The sequence below is a fragment of the Streptomyces sp. NPDC045695 genome, from assembly GCF_056432025.1.
Genome location: NZ_JBWKJU010000001.1, coordinates 480,114 through 497,325 on the forward strand (window position 1 = coordinate 480,114; position 17,212 = coordinate 497,325).

Genomic DNA, 17,212 nt, shown 5'->3' on the forward strand with positions numbered 1-17,212 from the left:
GGCCGGCGGTCGAACCGCGTCGAACCGCGTCGAACCGCATCGTCGAGGTGGCGGGCGGCTGAATTCTTTGCCGTCCGCCCCGGCGATCAGCTACGTATGCCCCATATGGGCGGACTTTATGACTCTGTTACAGAGTAAGATGCTGTGAGCAGCTGATCATCGATAAAGCATAAAACGCTGGAGATACCGCCACCCATGCCCCCGCGCCTGAGCATCGTCGTCCCCGTCTACAACGTCGAGCTCTACCTCGACGAGTGCCTGGAATCCATCGCCGCTCAGACCTTCGAGGACTTCGAGGTCATCCTCGTGGACGACGGGTCCACGGACAACAGCGCCGTCCTCGCCAAGGCCTTCGCCGCCCGGGACAAGCGGTTCCGCGTCGTCATGCAGGACAACGCCGGTCTCGGCGCCGCCCGCAACGTGGGCGCCCGTCACGCCGACAAGGACAGCGAGTACCTCGCGTTCGTCGACAGTGACGACACCATGCCGGACTACGCCTACCAGCGGCTCATCGAAGCGCTCGACGAGACGGGCTCGGACTTCGCCGGCGGCAACGTGAAGCGTTTCCGCTCCGTCGGCATGCAGCAGTCGTGGGGTCACCGGGCGGCCTTCGCCAAGACCCGGCTGAAGACCCACATCTCCGAGTTCCCCGCGCTGGTCACCGACCGCACCGCCTGGAACAAGGTCTACCGGCGCACCTTCTGGGACGAGCACGGCTTCCAGTACCCGGAGGGCATCCTCTACGAGGACGCCCCGGTCAGCATCCCCGCGCACTACTTCGCCTCCAGCGTCGACATCATCAGCGACTGCGTCTACCACTGGCGTGTCCGCGAGACCGGCGAGCGCTCGATCACCCAGCGCTCCACCGACCCGGTCTCCCTCATCGACCGGGTCACCTCCGTGCGCCTGGTGCGCGAGTCCCTCAAGGCCAAGCAGGGCACCAAGTACGCCCGCTACCTGCGCGACTACGACTACAACGTGCTGAGCGAAGAACTCCCGCTCATCTACAAGTACGTCGGTGAGGGCGGCCCGGAGTTCCGCGCCGCGTTCGTCAAGGAGGTCGGCGGCCTCATCCGGGAGATCGGCACCGGCCCCTGGCCCGACCTGACCGTCGCCGACCGCCTCAAGGCGTACCTGGCCGGCGAAGGCCGCGTCGAGGACTTCATCGCGCTCCAGAACCACCAGCGCGACTACCACTACAGCGTGCCGGTCAAGGGCCTCGCCCGCCCGCAGGCGGACTACCCCTTCCTGCACGGCCGCCCGCCGGTCCCCGCCAAGATCCTCACCCTCGGCCCGCGCGAGCGCCGGGTCGTCAGCCGCCTGGAGCAGGCGGCCTGGGCCGACGGCAAGCTGCTGCTGCGCGGCTACGCCCTCCCCGGGCACCTCGGTGCGGAGAGCCGCCTCGGCTCGCGCAAGATGCTGGTCTTCCGCGAGGGCGGCAAGCGCCGCCGCTCCGTGGTCAGCGCGCGCACCGTCGCCTCCCCCATGGCCACCGTGAAGTCCCCGCACCTCGCCCTGCGGCACGCCGACTGGGCCGGCTTCACCGCCGTCGTCGACCCCTCGATCTTCCAGTCGGGCGGCAAGTGGCACGAGGGCATATGGACCACGTCCATCGCCGTCACCGGAGCCGGCGGCCTGCACCGCGCCCGCCTCAGGGGCGGCGAGCACGACACCGGCCAGAACCCGCCCCCCCACTGGGTGGCCCCCGACGTCCGGATCATCCCGGCCGTGGCCGGCGCCCTCACCATCCAGGTGGAGATCGCCCGCGCCCGCGCGCTGGACGCCCGCCCCGCCGGTGACGACGCCGTCGAGATCACCGGCGAACTCTCCGCCGAGGTCGGCGCCGCCACCGCACTGCGGGCCGTGCACGTCACCACCGGCACCACCCTCGCCTTCCCGCTGGAGACCGGCGCGGCCGAGGCCGGCAGGATCCCGTTCAGCGCCCGCGTACCGCTGGCCGAGCTGGCCGCCGTACCGGACGCCCCGTGCGAGCCCGGCGAGTGGACCCCCGAACCGTGGAGCCTGTCCGTGCTCGGCGCCGACGGCACCGAGCACCGCCTGGCCCACGACGAGCGCGGCGGCTTCGACGGCCTGGTCCTGCGCCTGCCCGGTGACGACGCGGACCGCGCCCTCTTCGCCAAGCGCGGCACCACCGGACACCTCACCCTCTCCGTCCAGCCCTCGCCGCCGCTGATCGACGAGGTCTCCGCGCAGGACGGCACCCTGAGCCTGCGGGGCCGCTTCGTCGCGCCGACCGACGAGCCGTACGAGCTGGTCCTGCACAACGCGCACGGCGCGGAGTTCAGCTACCCCGTCACCCGCGACGGCGACCGCTTCGAGTCCACCTTCGCGCCGGTGCTGCCCGAGGCGTACGCCGGCCGCACCACGCTCCCCGAGGGCCGCTGGTGGCCCACGCTGCGCCCGGTCGCCCAGGGCGGGACCACCGCGGGCCTGCTCGGCGTCGACCGCGGCGCCCCCGTGCAGATGAGCCCCGGCCTGCTCTTCGCGGGACCGCACGCCTTCACCACGCTGGGCCGCCGGATGCGGGTCGAGACCCGCTTCCACGACCGCATGGTGCTGGTCGCCGACCCGATGATCAGCCCGCACGACCGCTCCCACTACGCCCAGCGCGTCGCCCGCTTCGAGACCTACCCGGCGCAGCGCGCCCTGCCGGTCAAGGACATGGTCGTCTACGACACCTTCCAGGGACACGGCGCCGGCGACTCGCCCCGCGCCATCCACGAGGAGCTGGTGCGCCGCGGCGAGAAGCTGGAGCACATCTGGCTGGTCCGCGACGGACGCACCGAGGTCCCGTCGACGGCGCGCGCCGTGCAGTACGGCAGCGTGGAGTCCTGGGAGGTGCTGGCCCGCGCCCGCTACTACGTCACCAACGACAACGTGCCGCAGCGCTTCGAGCGCCGCAGCGGCCAGGTCGTCGTCCAGACGTGGCACGGCACGCCGATCAAGCAGATCGGCCACGACTTCGTGCACGACTACTACACGAGCCCGGAGATCCTGGAGGGGCTGGCGCACGACAGCGCCCAGTGGTCCCTGCTGGCCTCCCCGAGCTCCTACGCCACGCCCCTCCTCAAGCGCGCCCTCGGCTACGACGGCGAGGTCATCGAGGCCGGCAGCCCGCGTACGGACGCGCTCGTACGGCCCGACGCGCAGCGGATCGCGGAGGTCCGGCGGCGGCTCGGCCTGCCCGAGGGCAAGAAGGTCGTCCTCTACATGCCCACCTGGCGCGAGAACTGCGAGGGCTGGTCGGGCGGCTACAAGCTCGACCTGCGGATCGACCTGGACCGGGCCCGCCGCGAGCTGGGCGAGGACCACGTCCTGCTGATCCGCGGCCACCACCACGTGACCGAGCAGGTCCGCGACGGGGTCCGCGACGGCTTCGTCGTCGACGTGTCCCGCTGGCCCGACGCCGCCGACCTGCTGCTCGTCGCCGACGTGCTGATCTCGGACTACTCCTCCGCGATCTTCGACTTCGCGCTGACCGACCGGCCGATCCTGCTCTTCACGTACGACCTGGAGCACTACCGCGGCACGCTGCGCGGCTTCAACTTCGACCTGGAGGAGAAGGCGCCCGGACCGCTGATCGCGGACTCGGCCGCCCTGATCGAGGCCGTGCGCGACGTGGACGAGGTCGGTGCGCGGTACGCCGAGGCGCGGGCGGCGTTCCGCGCCGAGTTCTGCGACCTGGACGACGGCGGCGCCACCGCGCGCGTCGTCGACCGCATGCTCGCCATGGGCGCCGAGCCCGCGAAGTAGGCCGTACGAGCGAATCACGGGCGGAACACGAACCGGCCCCGGGCCCACCGATGAATTTCGGGCCCGGGGCCGGTCTGTATGTGAGGAACGGCAACCGCCGTCCCCACACCCGGCCCGGAGGCAGAGATGAGCGGCAACGGATTCACCACGTGTCTGTGGTTCGACGGCAATGCGGAAGAGGCGGCCGACCACTACCTGTCGGTGTTCAAGGACGGCAAGCTCGGCCGGATCGGCCGCTACACGGACGCAGGCCCCGGGCCGGTGGGCTCGGTGATGGTCGTCGAGTTCGAGATCAACGGGCAGAAGTTCGTCGGCCTCAACGGCGGACCGCAGTTCCGCTTCACCGAGGCGATCTCCTTCCAGATCCACTGCGCGGACGAGTCCGAGGCGGACTACTACTACGACGCGCTGACCAAGGACGGAGGCGAGGAGTCGGCCTGTGGCTGGGTCAAGGACAAGTTCGGGGTGTCCTGGCAGGTCATCCCTCCCGGCGCCATCGACCTGCTCAGCGACCCGGACCCGGGGCGGGCCGCACGGGCCACGGCCGCGATGATGAAGATGAAGAAGCTGGACGTGGCACAAATGCGCCGGGCGGCCGACGCGGCCTGACGGCTCGCCCCCCGACAGCCCCTACCACCTAGTCGCGCGGATCGGCCGCGATCCTGGCCAGGAGCGCCGGAAGGGCCGTCCCGATCGGCTCGCGGACGACCTCGTCGGCGAGCGGGTCGTACGGGGTCTCCTGATCGTTCACGATGATCAGCCTGGCCCCGGCCTCCGCCGCCATCCCGGCCAGGGAGGCGGCGGGCTGGACCTGCAAGGTCGATCCCACGGCGATGAAGACCTGGCACGCCTTGGCCACGGCCATCGCCTGTCCCAGTACGCCGGGGTCGAGCCGCTGGCCGAACATGACGGTCGCCGACTTGAGGATCCCGCCGCATTCCAGGCAGGCGGGATCCGGCTCCCCGGCGGCGACCCGGGCCAGCGCCTCGTCCATGCCGGACCGGGCGTGACAGGCGGTGCACACCACGGACCGGGCGCTGCCGTGCAGCTCGAACACCTTGCGGGCGGGCATCCCGGCGAGCTGGTGCAGCCCGTCCACGTTCTGGGTGATGACCCGTACCGGGGTGCCGCCGCGCTCCAACTCGGCCACGGCCAGGTGCGCGGCGTTCGGGCGCGGGTCCAGCGCGCCGAGCTCGGCCCGCATCAGCCAGGACCGGCGCCGGATCTCCGGATCGGCCATGTAGTACTCGTACGTCACGAGCTTCTCGGCGTCGGGATCCCGGCGCCACAGGCCCTGCGGTCCCCGGTAGTCCGGAATGCCGGAGTCGGTGGACATCCCGGCCCCGGTGAACACGGCGACAAGCGGTTTTCCCATGCATCGACCCTACGTACGGGCGGCGCGCGCCCGCGACCGTATTTCAGCGCCCCCGCCGCGGGGGGCGCGGGAGGGCCGTTTCAGTGATGAATCGCGCCCCCCACAGGAGTGAGATCCGGGCCGGGCCCTCCCGAGGAACGGGCCAGGCGGGTACAAGTCCGGCATGATGCTCAAGCTGCACAGCCTCGGCGCCCTCCTGCTGACCGTGCTCGCGCTGCCGGTCATGTCGCCCGCCCCCGCCCTCGCGGCGGGCGGCCACAGCGCCGACCAGATCAGCCGTTTCCTCACCCACTTCTACGGTGACCACGGCCCCTCCCCGCACGCCCGGCAGCACTTCGTCTCCGACGTCCTCAAGGACAGACAGCGGGAGAACGCGGACACCGACGTCCTGCTCTGCGCCCAGAACGAACCGCAGCGCATCGGCGTCGGCCCGGTCACGGTCGCGCAGACCGCCGCGGTCGGCTGGGCGACCGTGACCACGCACTGGGCCTCGGGTGAGACCGACACCTTCACCGCGTACGTACGCCTCGACTCGCACCCCATCCGGCTGGACGACGTGATCTGCGCGGGCTGACCGTAAACACACGCCCGGCCCCATCCCGTCTCGCTGACGCCTGATATGACGGTCCGTCACGTTCGTTGCCGGCCCCCCTCCGGCTTCCGGTCGTCTGATACAACACCGGTCATGGCAACCTTCGAGATCACCGGTGCGAGCGCAGCCGACATGGGCCTGATCCGCTCCTGGGCCGAGGAGGAGGGCTGGAACCCGGGCGACTCGGACCGCTTCGCCTTCGTGGTCGCCGACCCGGAGGGCTTCCTCGTCGGCCGGCGGGGCGGCGAACCCGTGGCGTGCATCTCCGCCGTGCGCTACGGCGACGGTTTCGGGTTCATCGGCTTCTACATCGCCCGGCCGGACGTGCGCGGACAGGGGTACGGCATGCAGCTCTGGCGTGCCGCGATGCAGCGGCTCGACGGGCGCCTCGTCGGCCTGGACGGGGTCGTCGCCCAGCAGAACAACTACCGCAAGTCCGGATTCCTGCCAGCCTGGAACAACATCCGTTACGAGGGCGCCCCGCAGGGGGAGTGCGACGGTGAGGCCGAGATCGTGGACGCGACCTTCCTGCCCTTCGGCGTGCTCGCCGCCTACGACCGGCAGTTCTTCCCCGAGTCGCGGGACGCCTTCCTGGCCGCCTGGACCGGGCTGCCGGGCCGCACGGCGCTGGCCGCCGTCCGCGACGGCCGGGTCGAGGGCCTCGGGGTGGTCCGCCCGTCCAGCGCCGCCCACCGGATCGGCCCGCTGTACGCGGCCACCCCGCAGGTGGCGGCCGCCCTGCTGCGCCGCCTCGCGCAGCACGCGCCCGGCGGCCTGGTGGCCCTGGACGTACCGGACGCGAACCCGGAAGCCACGGCACTGTGCGAGGGCCTGGGCCTGGTCCCGACCTTCGAGACCGCCCGGATGTACACCGGCCCGGCCCCCCGGCTCGCGCTCCGCGAGCTCTTCGGGGTGACCAGTCTCGAACTCGGCTGAATCGGCTGAATCGGCTGAAGAGGGTCCGCCGGCCCGGCGCGCCCTCACGCCCGGTGCCGGCGACCCCGTGAGCCGGACGGCGGCCGCACGGCGCCGCCCGGCCCGCCGGAGCGCGTGGGGTCAGAAGTCGAACAGCACGCCCGTGCTGTTCCACAGGCCGCACGGGTTGGCGAAGGTGTACGTGTAGCTGAGCCGTCGGCCCTGCCACACTCCGTCGGCCGTCACCGTCATCGGGTTCCACTCCCTGGTGCACACGGCGTCGGAGGTCGGCTGGGCGAGCTCGTCCAACTGGGAGCCGCTGGCGCGTAATTCGGCGCAGGCCGCGGCCGGGTTCGGGTGCGTTCCGCCGGGCTTCGGCGCGCAGACGAGCGTCACCGCGCGCAGCACCCTACCGGTGGCCGCGTCCGGCCCGGCCGTCACGCCGAGCACGAGCGAGGACGGCGTGTACAGGCTCGCCGTACCGGCCGGGGCGGCGCCGGCCGTGCCGGGCCAGGTCAGCGCGGTGAGCGCGGTGAGCGCCATGGCGGCGGTACCGAGCCCGAGACCCCTGGTGATGGACCGCATTGCGAACACTCCCTTGGGTTGTCGTTTCGGATAGCGGACAGAGTCTTGCCCAAGCGGAGCGCGAACGCCCGTTCGCACCGCGATTTCTCGTCACGGATCGTGTACGAATGAGTGCAGACAGCAGCGATGGGCGTGGGGCTGACCTGTGGGGGAGCGGGCAGCCGAATCGGCCGAACACCGACCGGGAGACCTCCCCGAAACCTGCGTGACGGCTGCCGTACCGCCACGCCCGGAGCACGCCTGCGGGGCCCGCCCCCTTACCGGGGGGAGCGGGCCACAGCTCGTGCGGCCGCCTAACCCGCCGCGCTCAGGCGCGGGGCGTACAGCTCCAGCAACCGGGTGCGGGTCTGCTGGAGCCGCAGGGCGAGGACGCGCCCGACCCAGTGTCCGACCGCGGACCCGAAGGCGGGATCGGCGTCCATGAGCATCCGTACGGCCCCGGCGTCGAACTCGTAGGCGCGCACCGGCGTCATCGCCTCCGCGCTGAGCTGCCACACGTACGGCGGGAACAGCCAGGACCAGCCCACCAGCTCTCCGGGGCCGAGGTTCTCCACGGTCGCGGGCCTGCGGCCTGCCACGGGGACCTCAAGGGTCACCGTGCCGGAGCGCACGATCCAGAAGGACACCGCCCGCTTGCCCTCTTCGAAGATCCGCGCGTTCTCGGGGAAATTCACCTCGCGGGCCTGCGCCATCAGCCGTCCACGGTGCTCCGCGGACAGGACGGCGGCGATCCGGATGGGGGAAGGTGTGCTCACGACGGCCTCCGATCATGACCCCCCGCGACGCTCCTGCTCTCCCCAGTGTCGCTGACGCCCGCCGGATCCCGGCCGGGCCGGGCCGTGATTCTTCCGCGGCCCTGTCCCGGGGCGGGTCCGGCGGCAGCCGGACCCGGTCTACTCCTCGGCGTTCGCCTCCAGGCAGGCCAGCTCCATCGCGTCCAGCACCGCCTCGTGGCTGCGCCCGCTCAGCTCGGCGACGTTCTCGATCTGGGCCGTCGCCCAGGAGGCGAGGGTCATCACCAGCACCCGCAGCCCGTCCGTGCCGTGCTCCGCGAGGATCGCGTCGGCGACGAGCATGGCCTCCTCGGGGACCTGCTCGGGCGGTTCGAGGCCCGTGAGGCCGCGCAGCATGGTGAGGGTGCGGCGTGAGATCTCCGGGGTCATCCCCGCCAGCCGCACGTCTTCCTCTTCGTTCATCCGCCCCGCCCTCCGGTGCCGTGCCCCTCGTGCCCATCACCTCAGGGCACGGTAGAGGGGCGCGGCCCCGCGCGGGGCCGTTTCGCCAGGGTGGCCCCGGTGAGGGGGTGAAAACCGGGCGGTGAAAACCGGGGGTGAAAACCGGGCGGTGACAACAGAACGCGCCGCCCTGCCGGGGCCCCACGCGGCGCCAGCGGGTCCGCGCGGGCCGGGCTCGATTTGGCATCCGATGCGTCAAGTGGCATGAAACGACCGGTGATCCGTCCTAGTGTGCGCCCGTACGCATGGCCGCGGACGGCTGTTCGGCGGTTTCCGGCCATGACTCGGCCGGCCGCGCGTGCGGCCGCACCGCACACCGAACTGGGGGGTCCATGCGTAGAACCAGAGGACCGGCGGCCGCTCTCGCCCTGTCCCTGGCCGGAACCGGCGCCATGATCGGCCTCGGTCCCGTCCCGGACGCGGCGGCCGTCACGCCGCCCGTCGCCTTCACCGCGGATCCGCTGCCCACCTGGCAGCCCAACGGCGTCGTCTGGGCCCTCGCCGAGGCGGGCGGCCAGATCTTCGCCGGCGGCACCTTCTCCACCGTGCGCCCGCCCGAGGGCGGCGCCGGCGGCGAGCAGCCGGCCGTGAACTTCGTGGCGCTGGACGCCGCGACCGGCGCCCCGACCTCCTGCAAGCTCTCCTTCACCGTCGCCTCCGGCACCGCCACCGTCCGCGCGCTCGCCCTCTCCCCGGACAAGACGACCCTGTACGCCGGCGGCTACTTCGGCGCCGTCAACGGCACCGCCGTCTCCAGCCTGGCCGCCGTCGACGTGGCGAGCTGCACGGTCAAGACGGCCTTCCGCCCGGCCTTCGCCGCCACCGTCCGCGCCCTGGCCGTCACCGGCGACACCGTCTACGCGGGCGGCGACTTCCTCAGCGTCGCCGGCCAGCCGCGCGAACGCTTCGCCGCCGTCGACGCGACCGACGGCGCGCTCAAGCCCTTCACCGCCAACGCCGACGAGCCCGGGCGCGCCGTCGAGGTCACCCCCGACGGCAACAGCGTGGTCCTCGGCGGCGACTTCTTCACCGTCAACGGTACGCACACGCACGCGCTGGCCGTCGTGAACGCGACGAGCGGTGCGCTCACCCGGTCCTACCCCGGCTTCATCGAGACCAACTCCGTCGTCAAGGACATCGCGACCGACGCGACCGGCTTCTACACCGCCAACGAGGGGACGGGCGGCGGTGTCTTCGACGGCCGGATCGCGCTCGACCTCGACGACTTCGGGCAGCGCTGGCGCGACACCTGCCTCGGCGCCACCCAGGCCGTACTGCCGTACCAGAGCGTGCTCTACAGCGCCTCGCACGCACACGACTGCTCCAGCGTCGGCGAGTTCCCCGACGGCCAGCGCCACCACCTGCTCGCCCAGCCGACCAGCGGCACCGGCAAGCTCGGCTGGACGCCCGACACCAACGACGGCATCGGCGAGGGCATCGGCCCGCGCGTGATGACCGTAGGCTCCAAGGGCGGCGTCCAGTACCTCTGGGTCGGCGGCGAGTTCACCACAGTCAACGGCGGGGCCCAGCAGAGCCTGACGCGGTTCGCCTCCACCGGGGACACCGGCGCGCCGACCGTTCCCGTGGCGAGCGCGGTCAGCTTCAGGCCCGGCGAGGTCCAGGTGCGCTGGCGCACCAGCCTCGACCCGGACGACAGCACGCTGACCTACAGGATCTACCGGGGCGGCGCGGCCACCCCCCTCGCCACCGTCAGCGCCGACTCGCTGTTCTTCAAGCGCCCGCAGGCCTCGTGGACCGACACCACGGTCACGGCGGGCCAGACCTACACCTACCGGGTCACGGCCACCGACGCGGCCGGCAACACCAGCGCCCTGTCCGCGACGGCGAGCGTCACGGTCCCGACGAAGGTCGACGCCTACCCGAACCAGGTGCGCGCCGACGGAGCCCAGCAGTACTGGCGCTACGACGAGTCGGCCCTGCCCTTCGTCGCCGACTCCTCGGCCGGCGGCAACCGGAGCGGCGTGCACCTGGGCGCCCCCGCCCTGCGCCAGAGCCCCGGCGCCGTCTCCGGCGCGAGCACGGCCATCGGCTTCAACGGCACGGACATCCAGGTGTACGGGGACACGCGCCAGACGGTGGGCAGCGCCTACAGCATCGAGACCTGGTTCAGGACGGACACCACCCGCGGCGGCAAACTCTTCGGCTTCGGAAGCAACCAGGCGCGCGGCAGCAATCAGTACGACAAACACCTCTACATGACCAACGACGGCCGACTGGTCTACGGCGTCTACACCGGAGCCACGCGCACCCTCACCACCAGCGGCGCCTACAACGACAACCAGTGGCACCACGCCGTCGCCACGCAGGGACCCGGCGGTATGACCCTCTACGTGGACGGCGCCCAGAAGGGCACCCTGAACGTCACCACGCACGAGAACTTCTCCGGCTACTGGCACGCCGGCGGCGACAGCCTCGGCGGCTGGCCCGACCGCCCCACGAGCGAGTACTGGGCGGGCCGGCTCGACGAGAGCGCCGTCTACCCGACCGTCCTGAGCGCGGCGCAGGTACAGAACCACTACGCGCTCGCCACCGCCCCGGCCGACTCGGTGGTCCAGGTGACCGCGGCCGAGGACACCTACGCCAACGCGGGCGCCCCCGGCACCAATTACGGCACCTCGGGCTCCCTCGCGGTGCGCGGCACCTCGTTCTACGCGAGCTACCTGCGCTTCGACCTGCCCGCCGCGCCCGCGGGCACGGTGCTGAAGTCGGCCGTGCTCGGCGTCAAGACGAGCACGATGAGCGGCGCCGGTACGACGGACACCGTCTCCGTCGTCCCCGTCACCGGACCGTGGAGCGAGGGCGGTACCACCTACGACAACCGCCCCGCGCTGGGAGGTCCGGCGCTCGGCGCCTTCGCGGGGATCCCGGACGGTTCGGCGGTGCACACCACCGGGCTGACCACCGCGACCGTCGCGGCGGCGCTGGGCGGCAGCTACAGCCTGGCGCTCAGCAGCACCGGTACGGACGCCCTGTGGCTCTGGTCCTCCGAGGCGCAGGCCAACGAGGGGACGCCGCAGCTGACGCTGACCTTCGGCACCCCGTGACCTGACGGGCGACCCTCACCAGGGAGCGACCCGAGTACGGGGGCGCGGCCGTCCGGTCCGCGCCCCTCGTGCGTGATCCCTCAGGCCTGGCCCGCGCCCAGTGCGTAGGTGAAGGTGTAAGCGACCTCCGTGTCCCCGTGGCGGAAGGTGAACCCCCCGGAGCCCGTCAGCCCGGCCAGCTCACCGGTGGCGGAGCCGGGGACCACCTCGAAGCGGCAGCGGGTGCCGTCCGCGTCGAAGCTGCCCCGTTCCTCCAGGACGAAGGTGCCCTCGCGGCCGTCGACGCTGCCGGACAGCAGCTCCATGCCGGTGTAGGTGCCGGCGCTCTGCGCGGTGTAGGCCAGCGTGTAGTCGCAGGAGGTCGCGGCCGCCACGATCCCTCCGGTGAAGGCGTTGGTGACGCAGGCGTGGGCGAGCCGAGGGCGGACGTCCGCCGGCCCGACGGGCTGCTCCTGCCAGTCGGTGAAGGTGAAGGAGCCGCGGGTCTCCACGGGAGCGGGGGTGGGCGTGGCCGTGGGCGTGTCCAGGGCGGGCGGCGTGGGCGTCGGCGTGGGCATGCAGGGTCCTTTCGGTCCGCCGGGACGGGCTGTTCCCCCCGGCGTGCCCTCAGACTGTCAGCCGTACCTGACACCTTCTGTCAGGTATGCGGGGACAATGGACGCCATGCGCGCCGACCGCCTCCTCTCCCTGCTCCTCCTGCTGCAGAACCGGGGCCGGATGACCGCGCCCGAGCTCGCCGCCGAGCTGGAGGTCTCCGTCCGCACGGTCTACCGGGACCTCGACGCCCTCGGCGCCAGCGGAGTCCCCGTCCTCGCCGACCGGGGCCCGGCGGGCGGCTACCGGCTGGCCGACGGCTACCGCACCCGCCTCACCGGTCTCACCGACACCCAGGCCGGCTCCCTCTTCCTGGCCGGCGCCCCCGGACCCGCGCAGGAGCTCGGCCTCGGCGCGGACCTGGCCGCCGCCCAGCTGAAGCTCCAGGCCGCGCTCCCCGCCGCACTCGCCGGACGGGCCCGGCAGATCCAGGACCGCTTCCACCTCGACGCACCCGCCTGGTTCCGGGACGCCGACCCCGTCCCGCACCTCGCGCGCATCGCCCAGGCCGTCTGGGACCAGCGCGTCCTGCACGTCCACTACCGCCGCTGGCGCGGCGAGGTGCGGCGGGAACTGCATCCGCTCGGGCTCGTCCTCAAGGGCGGCATCTGGTACCTCGTGGCCGGCGCCGAGGACTCCGTACGCACCTACCGCGTCTCCCGGTTCCTGGCCGTGGACACCGCGGAGCACGGTTTCGAGCGGCCCGCCGGATTCCAACTCGCCGCCCACTGGCAGGAGTCCACCGCCCGCCTGGACGCCGCCCTCCTCCAGCACACCGCCGAGCTGCGCCTGTCACCGCGCGGACAGCGGCTGCTGCCGATGCAGTTCGGGGCGGCGGGCACCCGCGCCCTCGCCGAAGCCGGCCCGCCCGACGCGGACGGCTGGGTACGGCTGCGGCTCCCCGTCGAGACCGAGGCCGTGGCGGTCGGCGACCTGCTCCGGCTGGGAGCGGAAGCCGAGGTGCTCGGACCGCCCGCACTGCGCCGCGCGCTCGCCGAGACGGTGACCGCGCTGGCCCGGCGGTACGGCTGAGGCGCGCGACGGCGAGCCGATGGCGCGTACGGCGGGTCTCCCCGCCTCGGCGGCTACGGCCGGTCCGCACCGCCGGGCGGCGGGGGTTCCACCTCCAGGAAGCGGCGCCGGCGCGGCCCCCGGTACACAAGGCACACCCACCCCAGCCCCTCCAGCACGGCCGCGCAGGCCGTCAGCCGCTCCTGCTCCTCCCCGGCCGCGCCGCCGCCCGCGGGCCCGACCCACGTGACCTGCACGCGCCCGGGCTCCGGACCGGCAGCCACCCGGTACCCCGTCCGCGTACGCCGCCCCTGCGCGTCCACAGCCGACGGCGTGAACCCCGCCGCCTCCAGTACGAGGGCCACCGCGCGCGGCAGCTGCCGCACTTCCCACGGCGCGGGAACTGCCGTACCCGCCCGGCCGTTGACCAGGCGGCGGATCTGCAACAGCCCCTCGTACGCCGTGCGCAGCTCCGCCTCCCGGTGGCCGGACGGCGCGGCCGGGCCGTCGCCGGTCGCCGCCTCGAAGCCCTGCCCGGGTTCCGTCACCACGCACCACCACCCCGTACCTCGTGTGCCCGTCTGGGTACCTTGCGCCCAACGGCCTGAGTATCCGCCCCGATTCCCCGCGGCGCCGCCCCTGGTCGAATGGGGCCATGACTTCCGACGCCCCCCGCAGCGCGACACCGCGCCCGCGCATGCAGCACGTGACCACCGCCGGTTCGGCCCTGGCCGTGGCTCTGGTCCCGCTCGTGGTCGGCGTCCTGCTCGCCAAGGCGCTGGCCGCCGACCCGATGACCCCGGTCAACGCGCTGATCGCGGGCGGCGGCCAGCGGGCCGCGCTGCCGCGGGGCGAGTGGAAGCGGCGCGGCCACAGCACGGTGCGCCGACTGCGCGCCGCCCGCCGTGACTCGGCCCGGCGGTGCGCCGCGGTGTGCGGGCGCGGCGCTTAGGGTCTCGGCCCGTCTCGGCCCCCAGGTGCCGCGCCCCTCGCGCCGTCCCCTCCCGTCCGTGCCCCAGTCGAGCCTCAGTCGACGGAGAGGGGCTGCTGGAGCTCGGTGACCCACTGGTCCGGGTCCTCCGGGCAGGCCAGGGTCAGCTCGCGCACGTAGCCGACCGAGCGGTGACCGTGAGCGTCGATCCACCGAGCGAGGGCCTGCGCCGTGGGCAGTACGCCGTCCATGGAGCCGCGGTGCACCACGGTCGCGGCCCGCTCCACCGCGGGCAGCGTGACGATGCGTACAGCGCCGCCGAGGTCCTCGGCGCGGACCGAGGCCGCCACCGGCAGCCCGGCGCGCACGAGTACCGCCGCGCCGGGCTCCGCGCCGGGTGCGTCCTCGTAGGAGGCGATGCCGGGGCCGGTCGGGACCACCCCGGCCTCCTCGATGCGGCGGCACAGCTCGTCGTAGAGCGGACCGATGACCGGGCTGACGTCCCGGGGCTCGTAACTTCCGGCCGTCCCGGTCAGCTCGGCGAGACGGACGGGCGGAAGGCTCTTCAGCACGATGTCGTCGGCAGGCATGGTTCCCTCGTTCTCGATGGTCCGGAGCCTCGCCTCGACCTGAACCAGCCGGGCCGCCGCGGCGGCCAGGGCGGTTTCCAGTTCCGCCCGGCGCAGCCGCAGCATGCCGCGCAACTCCTGCGCGCCGAGCCGCTCGTCGAGGATCGTGGCCACCTGGTCGAGGCTGAAGCCGAGTTCCTTGAGCGCGATGACACGGTTGAGGCGGGCGAGTTGCCCGGCCTCGTAGAAGCGGTAGCCGGTGAACGGGTCGACACGGGCCGGCCGCAGTAGTCCGAGGGCGTCGTAGTGACGCAGCATGCGGACCGACACCCGGCCGTGTCTGGCGAAGTCTCCGATGGTGAACATGACGCTCTCCACTACAAGGTCTGACACAGGGGGAGGGTCAAGCTTCGCACCGGGCGACCGGAGAGAGGCTGCGGGTCAGCGGCCGTACTGCCGCAGGCACAGGTCGACGATCGAGGGCGGGACGACTCCGTCCGCGGCCGCGCACAGTTCGTCCATGGGGGGTGTCGGGGCCGCCCGCCGGTGCGGCCGCCCGGAGGCGTGACCCGGTACGCGCGCACGCCGCGGCGGCGCCACCGGCTTGGCGCGGGCCCGGTCGCGAGACGCGTCGCGGAGGGGGTCGCTGTCCGGCTCCTGGTCCGCCTCCGGAGCCGACTCGGGACCGGGCCCGGCGGGCGCGGGCAGCTTCCCCAGCGGCAGCGCCGGGGGAGAGGGGACCTCGGGAGCGCCGACGGGCGGTAGCGGACCCCGTACGGGCTCCGGGGCCGGGTCCTGCGGGCCGACGCGGACGCAGCCGGCGCTCGCGAGGAGCACGACGAGGGACAGGGGCACGGCCCGGCGTAACTGCATCCGACCACCTTGCCCTACGGGCCGGGCGGTCCGGTCCGCCCCTCACGCGTCCGGGTGACACCGGCCCGGGCCGGGGCGCGTACGGGGCGTGTGGGAAATTGGCACGGCAGTGCGGGTGCCGGGGGAGGCGCGACCTCCGGCCCCGAACTGCGTCCTGTCCTGTCCTCTGTCCTGTCCCCGTGTCCCCCTGTCGACACCGTTCGTACGGAGTGCCGTTCCATGACCTCGGCCGCCGCGCCCGGCAACCCCACGCCGCCCTCCGAATCCGGGACGCCCACCGCATCCGGGCCGCCCCCCGCATCCGCACCCGGCCGAGCACCGGCGGCGTGGAAGGGCTGGGCTGCCGTCTGCGCCGTCGCGCTCGGGATCTTCTGCCTGATCACCTCCGAGCTGCTGCCCGTCGGTCTGCTCACCGCCGTGGGCGCCGAGCTGGGGGTCTCCGACGGGACCGCGGGGCTGATGGTCACCGTGCCCGGGCTGGTCGCCGGTGTCTGCGCGCCGCTCGTCACCGTCGGTGCCGGCCGGCTCGACCGCCGGCACGTCCTGTGCGTGCTGATCGCCCTGATGGCCGTCGCCAACCTCGCCGCCGCCCTCGCCCCGCACTTCGCCCTCCTCCTCGCGGCCCGCCTGCTCGTGGGAGTCGCCGTCGGCGGGTTCTGGGCCATCGCCGGCGGGCTCGCCGTACGCCTCGTGCCCGAGCACCACGTCGGCCGGGCCACCGCGCTGGTCTTCGGCGGCGTCCCCACGGCCTCCGTGCTCGGCGTCCCCACGGGGACCCTGCTCGGCGAGCTCGGCAGCTGGCGCACCGCCTTCGCGGCGGTCGGCGCCCTCGGTCTCGTCACGCTGACGGCCCTGCTCCTGCTGCTGCCCCCGCTGCCGCCGACCCGGCACATCACCTTTCCCGAACTGCCCGCCCTGCTCCGCGAGAACGGCGTGGTCCGCGCGGGCGTGATCGTCACCTTCCTCGTGGTGACCGGTCAGTTCGCCGCCTACACCTTCGTCCGGCCGATCCTCCACGACGTCTCGGGCATCGACGCCCGGTACGTCAGCACGCTCCTGCTGGGCTACGGAGCGGCCGGCGTCGCGGGCAACTTCCTCGCCGGGGCGCGTGACGCCCAGCGGACCCTGTTCGCGGTCAGCGCCACCCTCACCGTGATCCTCGCGCTCATCGCCGTCCTACCGGGAGCGGTCGCCGGGACCACCCTGCTGCTCGCCTGGGGGCTCGCCTACGGCGGGGTGTCGGTGAGCCTCCAGAGTTGGATGATCAAGGCGGCTCCGGCCGCCTCCGAGGCCGCCTCCTCGCTGATGGTGGCCCTGTTCAACCTCGCCATAGCGGCGGGCGCCCTGAGCGGCGGTCTGGCGGTCGACGGCATCTCCGTGGCCGCCGCCCCGCTCGGAGGCGCCGTCCTGATGCTCCTGGCGGCCTGCACGGTCCGGGCCGCCTCGGTCCGCCGCCGCCCCGACGTCCTCGACAGACCGGACGTACGGGGATAGATCGGATGGCAGGCTTGACCTGGCCCGTTCCGGAGGGCAAGAGTGCGCCGATCAAGAATCACTGCTTGAGCCGCACTCCGGAGATGCACCAGATGTTGATATCCGTCCCCTCGTCGCTCGCCCGGCGACGCAGAGCCTGACCGGCCCGGTGGGAGCAGGCGCCACACCGGCGCGCCGGCTCCCGTCCCCGCCGGGAGAC

At 73.2% G+C, this 17,212-nt stretch carries 16 protein-coding genes; 8 read left to right on the forward strand and 8 right to left on the reverse strand.

Going from position 1 to position 17,212, the window contains the following annotated elements:
* Window positions 1–195: 195 nt before the first annotated feature.
* Both AC07DU_RS02175 and AC07DU_RS02180 read left to right on the forward strand, forming a co-directional pair.
* The gene (locus AC07DU_RS02175; RefSeq protein WP_479109149.1) at window positions 196–3,774 is read left to right on the forward strand and encodes a bifunctional glycosyltransferase/CDP-glycerol:glycerophosphate glycerophosphotransferase; all 3,579 of its coding nucleotides are present in this window, start codon (window positions 196–198) and stop codon (window positions 3,772–3,774) included.
* A 126-nt stretch (window positions 3,775–3,900) separates the two neighbouring features.
* Entirely contained in the window at window positions 3,901–4,383 is a 483-nt protein-coding gene (locus tag AC07DU_RS02180) for a VOC family protein (protein ID WP_479109151.1), read from the forward strand.
* Window positions 4,384–4,411: 28 nt separating this feature from the next.
* Here AC07DU_RS02180 and AC07DU_RS02185 read toward each other — a convergent pair whose 3' ends face one another.
* The gene (locus tag AC07DU_RS02185) at window positions 4,412–5,149 is read right to left on the reverse strand and encodes an SIR2 family NAD-dependent protein deacylase (RefSeq protein ID WP_479030427.1); all 738 of its coding nucleotides are present in this window, start codon (window positions 5,147–5,149) and stop codon (window positions 4,412–4,414) included.
* Window positions 5,150–5,312: 163 nt separating this feature from the next.
* On the opposite strand from AC07DU_RS02185, the gene AC07DU_RS02190 reads away from it, so the two are divergent.
* Together AC07DU_RS02190 and AC07DU_RS02195 are read left to right on the forward strand one after the other, a co-directional pair.
* Window positions 5,313–5,723 (forward strand): hypothetical protein, encoded by a 411-nt coding sequence (locus tag AC07DU_RS02190; protein WP_360889638.1) that lies wholly within the window; start codon window positions 5,313–5,315, stop codon window positions 5,721–5,723.
* A gap of 111 nt (window positions 5,724–5,834) precedes the next feature.
* A complete protein-coding gene (locus AC07DU_RS02195) occupies window positions 5,835–6,677 on the forward strand; it encodes a GNAT family N-acetyltransferase (RefSeq protein ID WP_479109153.1) in 843 nt (280 codons plus the stop codon).
* A 120-nt stretch (window positions 6,678–6,797) separates the two neighbouring features.
* Here the strand turns inward: AC07DU_RS02195 and AC07DU_RS02200 are convergent, their stop codons facing one another.
* From AC07DU_RS02200 to AC07DU_RS02210, 3 genes are all read right to left on the reverse strand, one after another.
* Entirely contained in the window at window positions 6,798–7,241 is a 444-nt protein-coding gene (locus tag AC07DU_RS02200) for a subtilase-type protease inhibitor (RefSeq protein WP_479109155.1), read from the reverse strand.
* Between the two features lie 293 nt (window positions 7,242–7,534).
* Window positions 7,535–7,996 carry a Crp/Fnr family transcriptional regulator gene (locus tag AC07DU_RS02205; protein ID WP_360889647.1) on the reverse strand — a complete coding sequence of 154 codons (462 nt, stop codon included), beginning with the start codon at window positions 7,994–7,996 and terminating at the stop codon, window positions 7,535–7,537.
* 138 nt (window positions 7,997–8,134) lie between these two features.
* A complete protein-coding gene (locus AC07DU_RS02210) occupies window positions 8,135–8,437 on the reverse strand; it encodes a hypothetical protein (protein WP_360889650.1) in 303 nt (100 codons plus the stop codon).
* 371 nt (window positions 8,438–8,808) lie between these two features.
* On the opposite strand from AC07DU_RS02210, the gene AC07DU_RS02215 reads away from it, so the two are divergent.
* The gene (locus tag AC07DU_RS02215; protein WP_479109157.1) at window positions 8,809–11,541 is read left to right on the forward strand and encodes a DNRLRE domain-containing protein; all 2,733 of its coding nucleotides are present in this window, start codon (window positions 8,809–8,811) and stop codon (window positions 11,539–11,541) included.
* A gap of 80 nt (window positions 11,542–11,621) precedes the next feature.
* Here AC07DU_RS02215 and AC07DU_RS02220 read toward each other — a convergent pair whose 3' ends face one another.
* Window positions 11,622–12,098, reverse strand: coding sequence for a DUF3224 domain-containing protein (locus AC07DU_RS02220; RefSeq protein WP_479109159.1), 477 nt, complete (start codon window positions 12,096–12,098; stop codon window positions 11,622–11,624).
* Between the two features lie 106 nt (window positions 12,099–12,204).
* On the opposite strand from AC07DU_RS02220, the gene AC07DU_RS02225 reads away from it, so the two are divergent.
* Window positions 12,205–13,167 (forward strand): helix-turn-helix transcriptional regulator, encoded by a 963-nt coding sequence (locus tag AC07DU_RS02225; protein ID WP_360889659.1) that lies wholly within the window; start codon window positions 12,205–12,207, stop codon window positions 13,165–13,167.
* A gap of 53 nt (window positions 13,168–13,220) precedes the next feature.
* On the opposite strand, the gene AC07DU_RS02230 is transcribed toward AC07DU_RS02225, so the two are convergent.
* Window positions 13,221–13,697: a hypothetical protein gene (locus AC07DU_RS02230; protein ID WP_479030409.1), complete on the reverse strand. Its 477-nt coding sequence runs from the start codon at window positions 13,695–13,697 to the stop codon at window positions 13,221–13,223.
* Between the two features lie 104 nt (window positions 13,698–13,801).
* Here AC07DU_RS02230 and AC07DU_RS02235 point away from each other — a divergent pair, with 104 nt between their 5' ends.
* Complete coding sequence (locus AC07DU_RS02235; RefSeq protein WP_360889662.1) at window positions 13,802–14,098, forward strand: hypothetical protein; 297 nt, start codon at window positions 13,802–13,804, stop codon at window positions 14,096–14,098.
* A 74-nt stretch (window positions 14,099–14,172) separates the two neighbouring features.
* Here the strand turns inward: AC07DU_RS02235 and AC07DU_RS02240 are convergent, their stop codons facing one another.
* Window positions 14,173–15,012 carry a MerR family transcriptional regulator gene (locus tag AC07DU_RS02240; RefSeq protein WP_479030567.1) on the reverse strand — a complete coding sequence of 280 codons (840 nt, stop codon included), beginning with the start codon at window positions 15,010–15,012 and terminating at the stop codon, window positions 14,173–14,175.
* A 75-nt stretch (window positions 15,013–15,087) separates the two neighbouring features.
* On the reverse strand, window positions 15,088–15,519 hold the full coding sequence (locus AC07DU_RS02245) for a hypothetical protein (RefSeq protein ID WP_479030406.1): 432 nt from the start codon (window positions 15,517–15,519) through the stop codon (window positions 15,088–15,090).
* A gap of 219 nt (window positions 15,520–15,738) precedes the next feature.
* On the opposite strand from AC07DU_RS02245, the gene AC07DU_RS02250 reads away from it, so the two are divergent.
* Window positions 15,739–17,013, forward strand: a complete 1,275-nt coding sequence (locus AC07DU_RS02250; protein ID WP_479109162.1) for an MFS transporter — start codon at window positions 15,739–15,741, stop codon at window positions 17,011–17,013.
* Window positions 17,014–17,212: the final 199 nt, after the last annotated feature.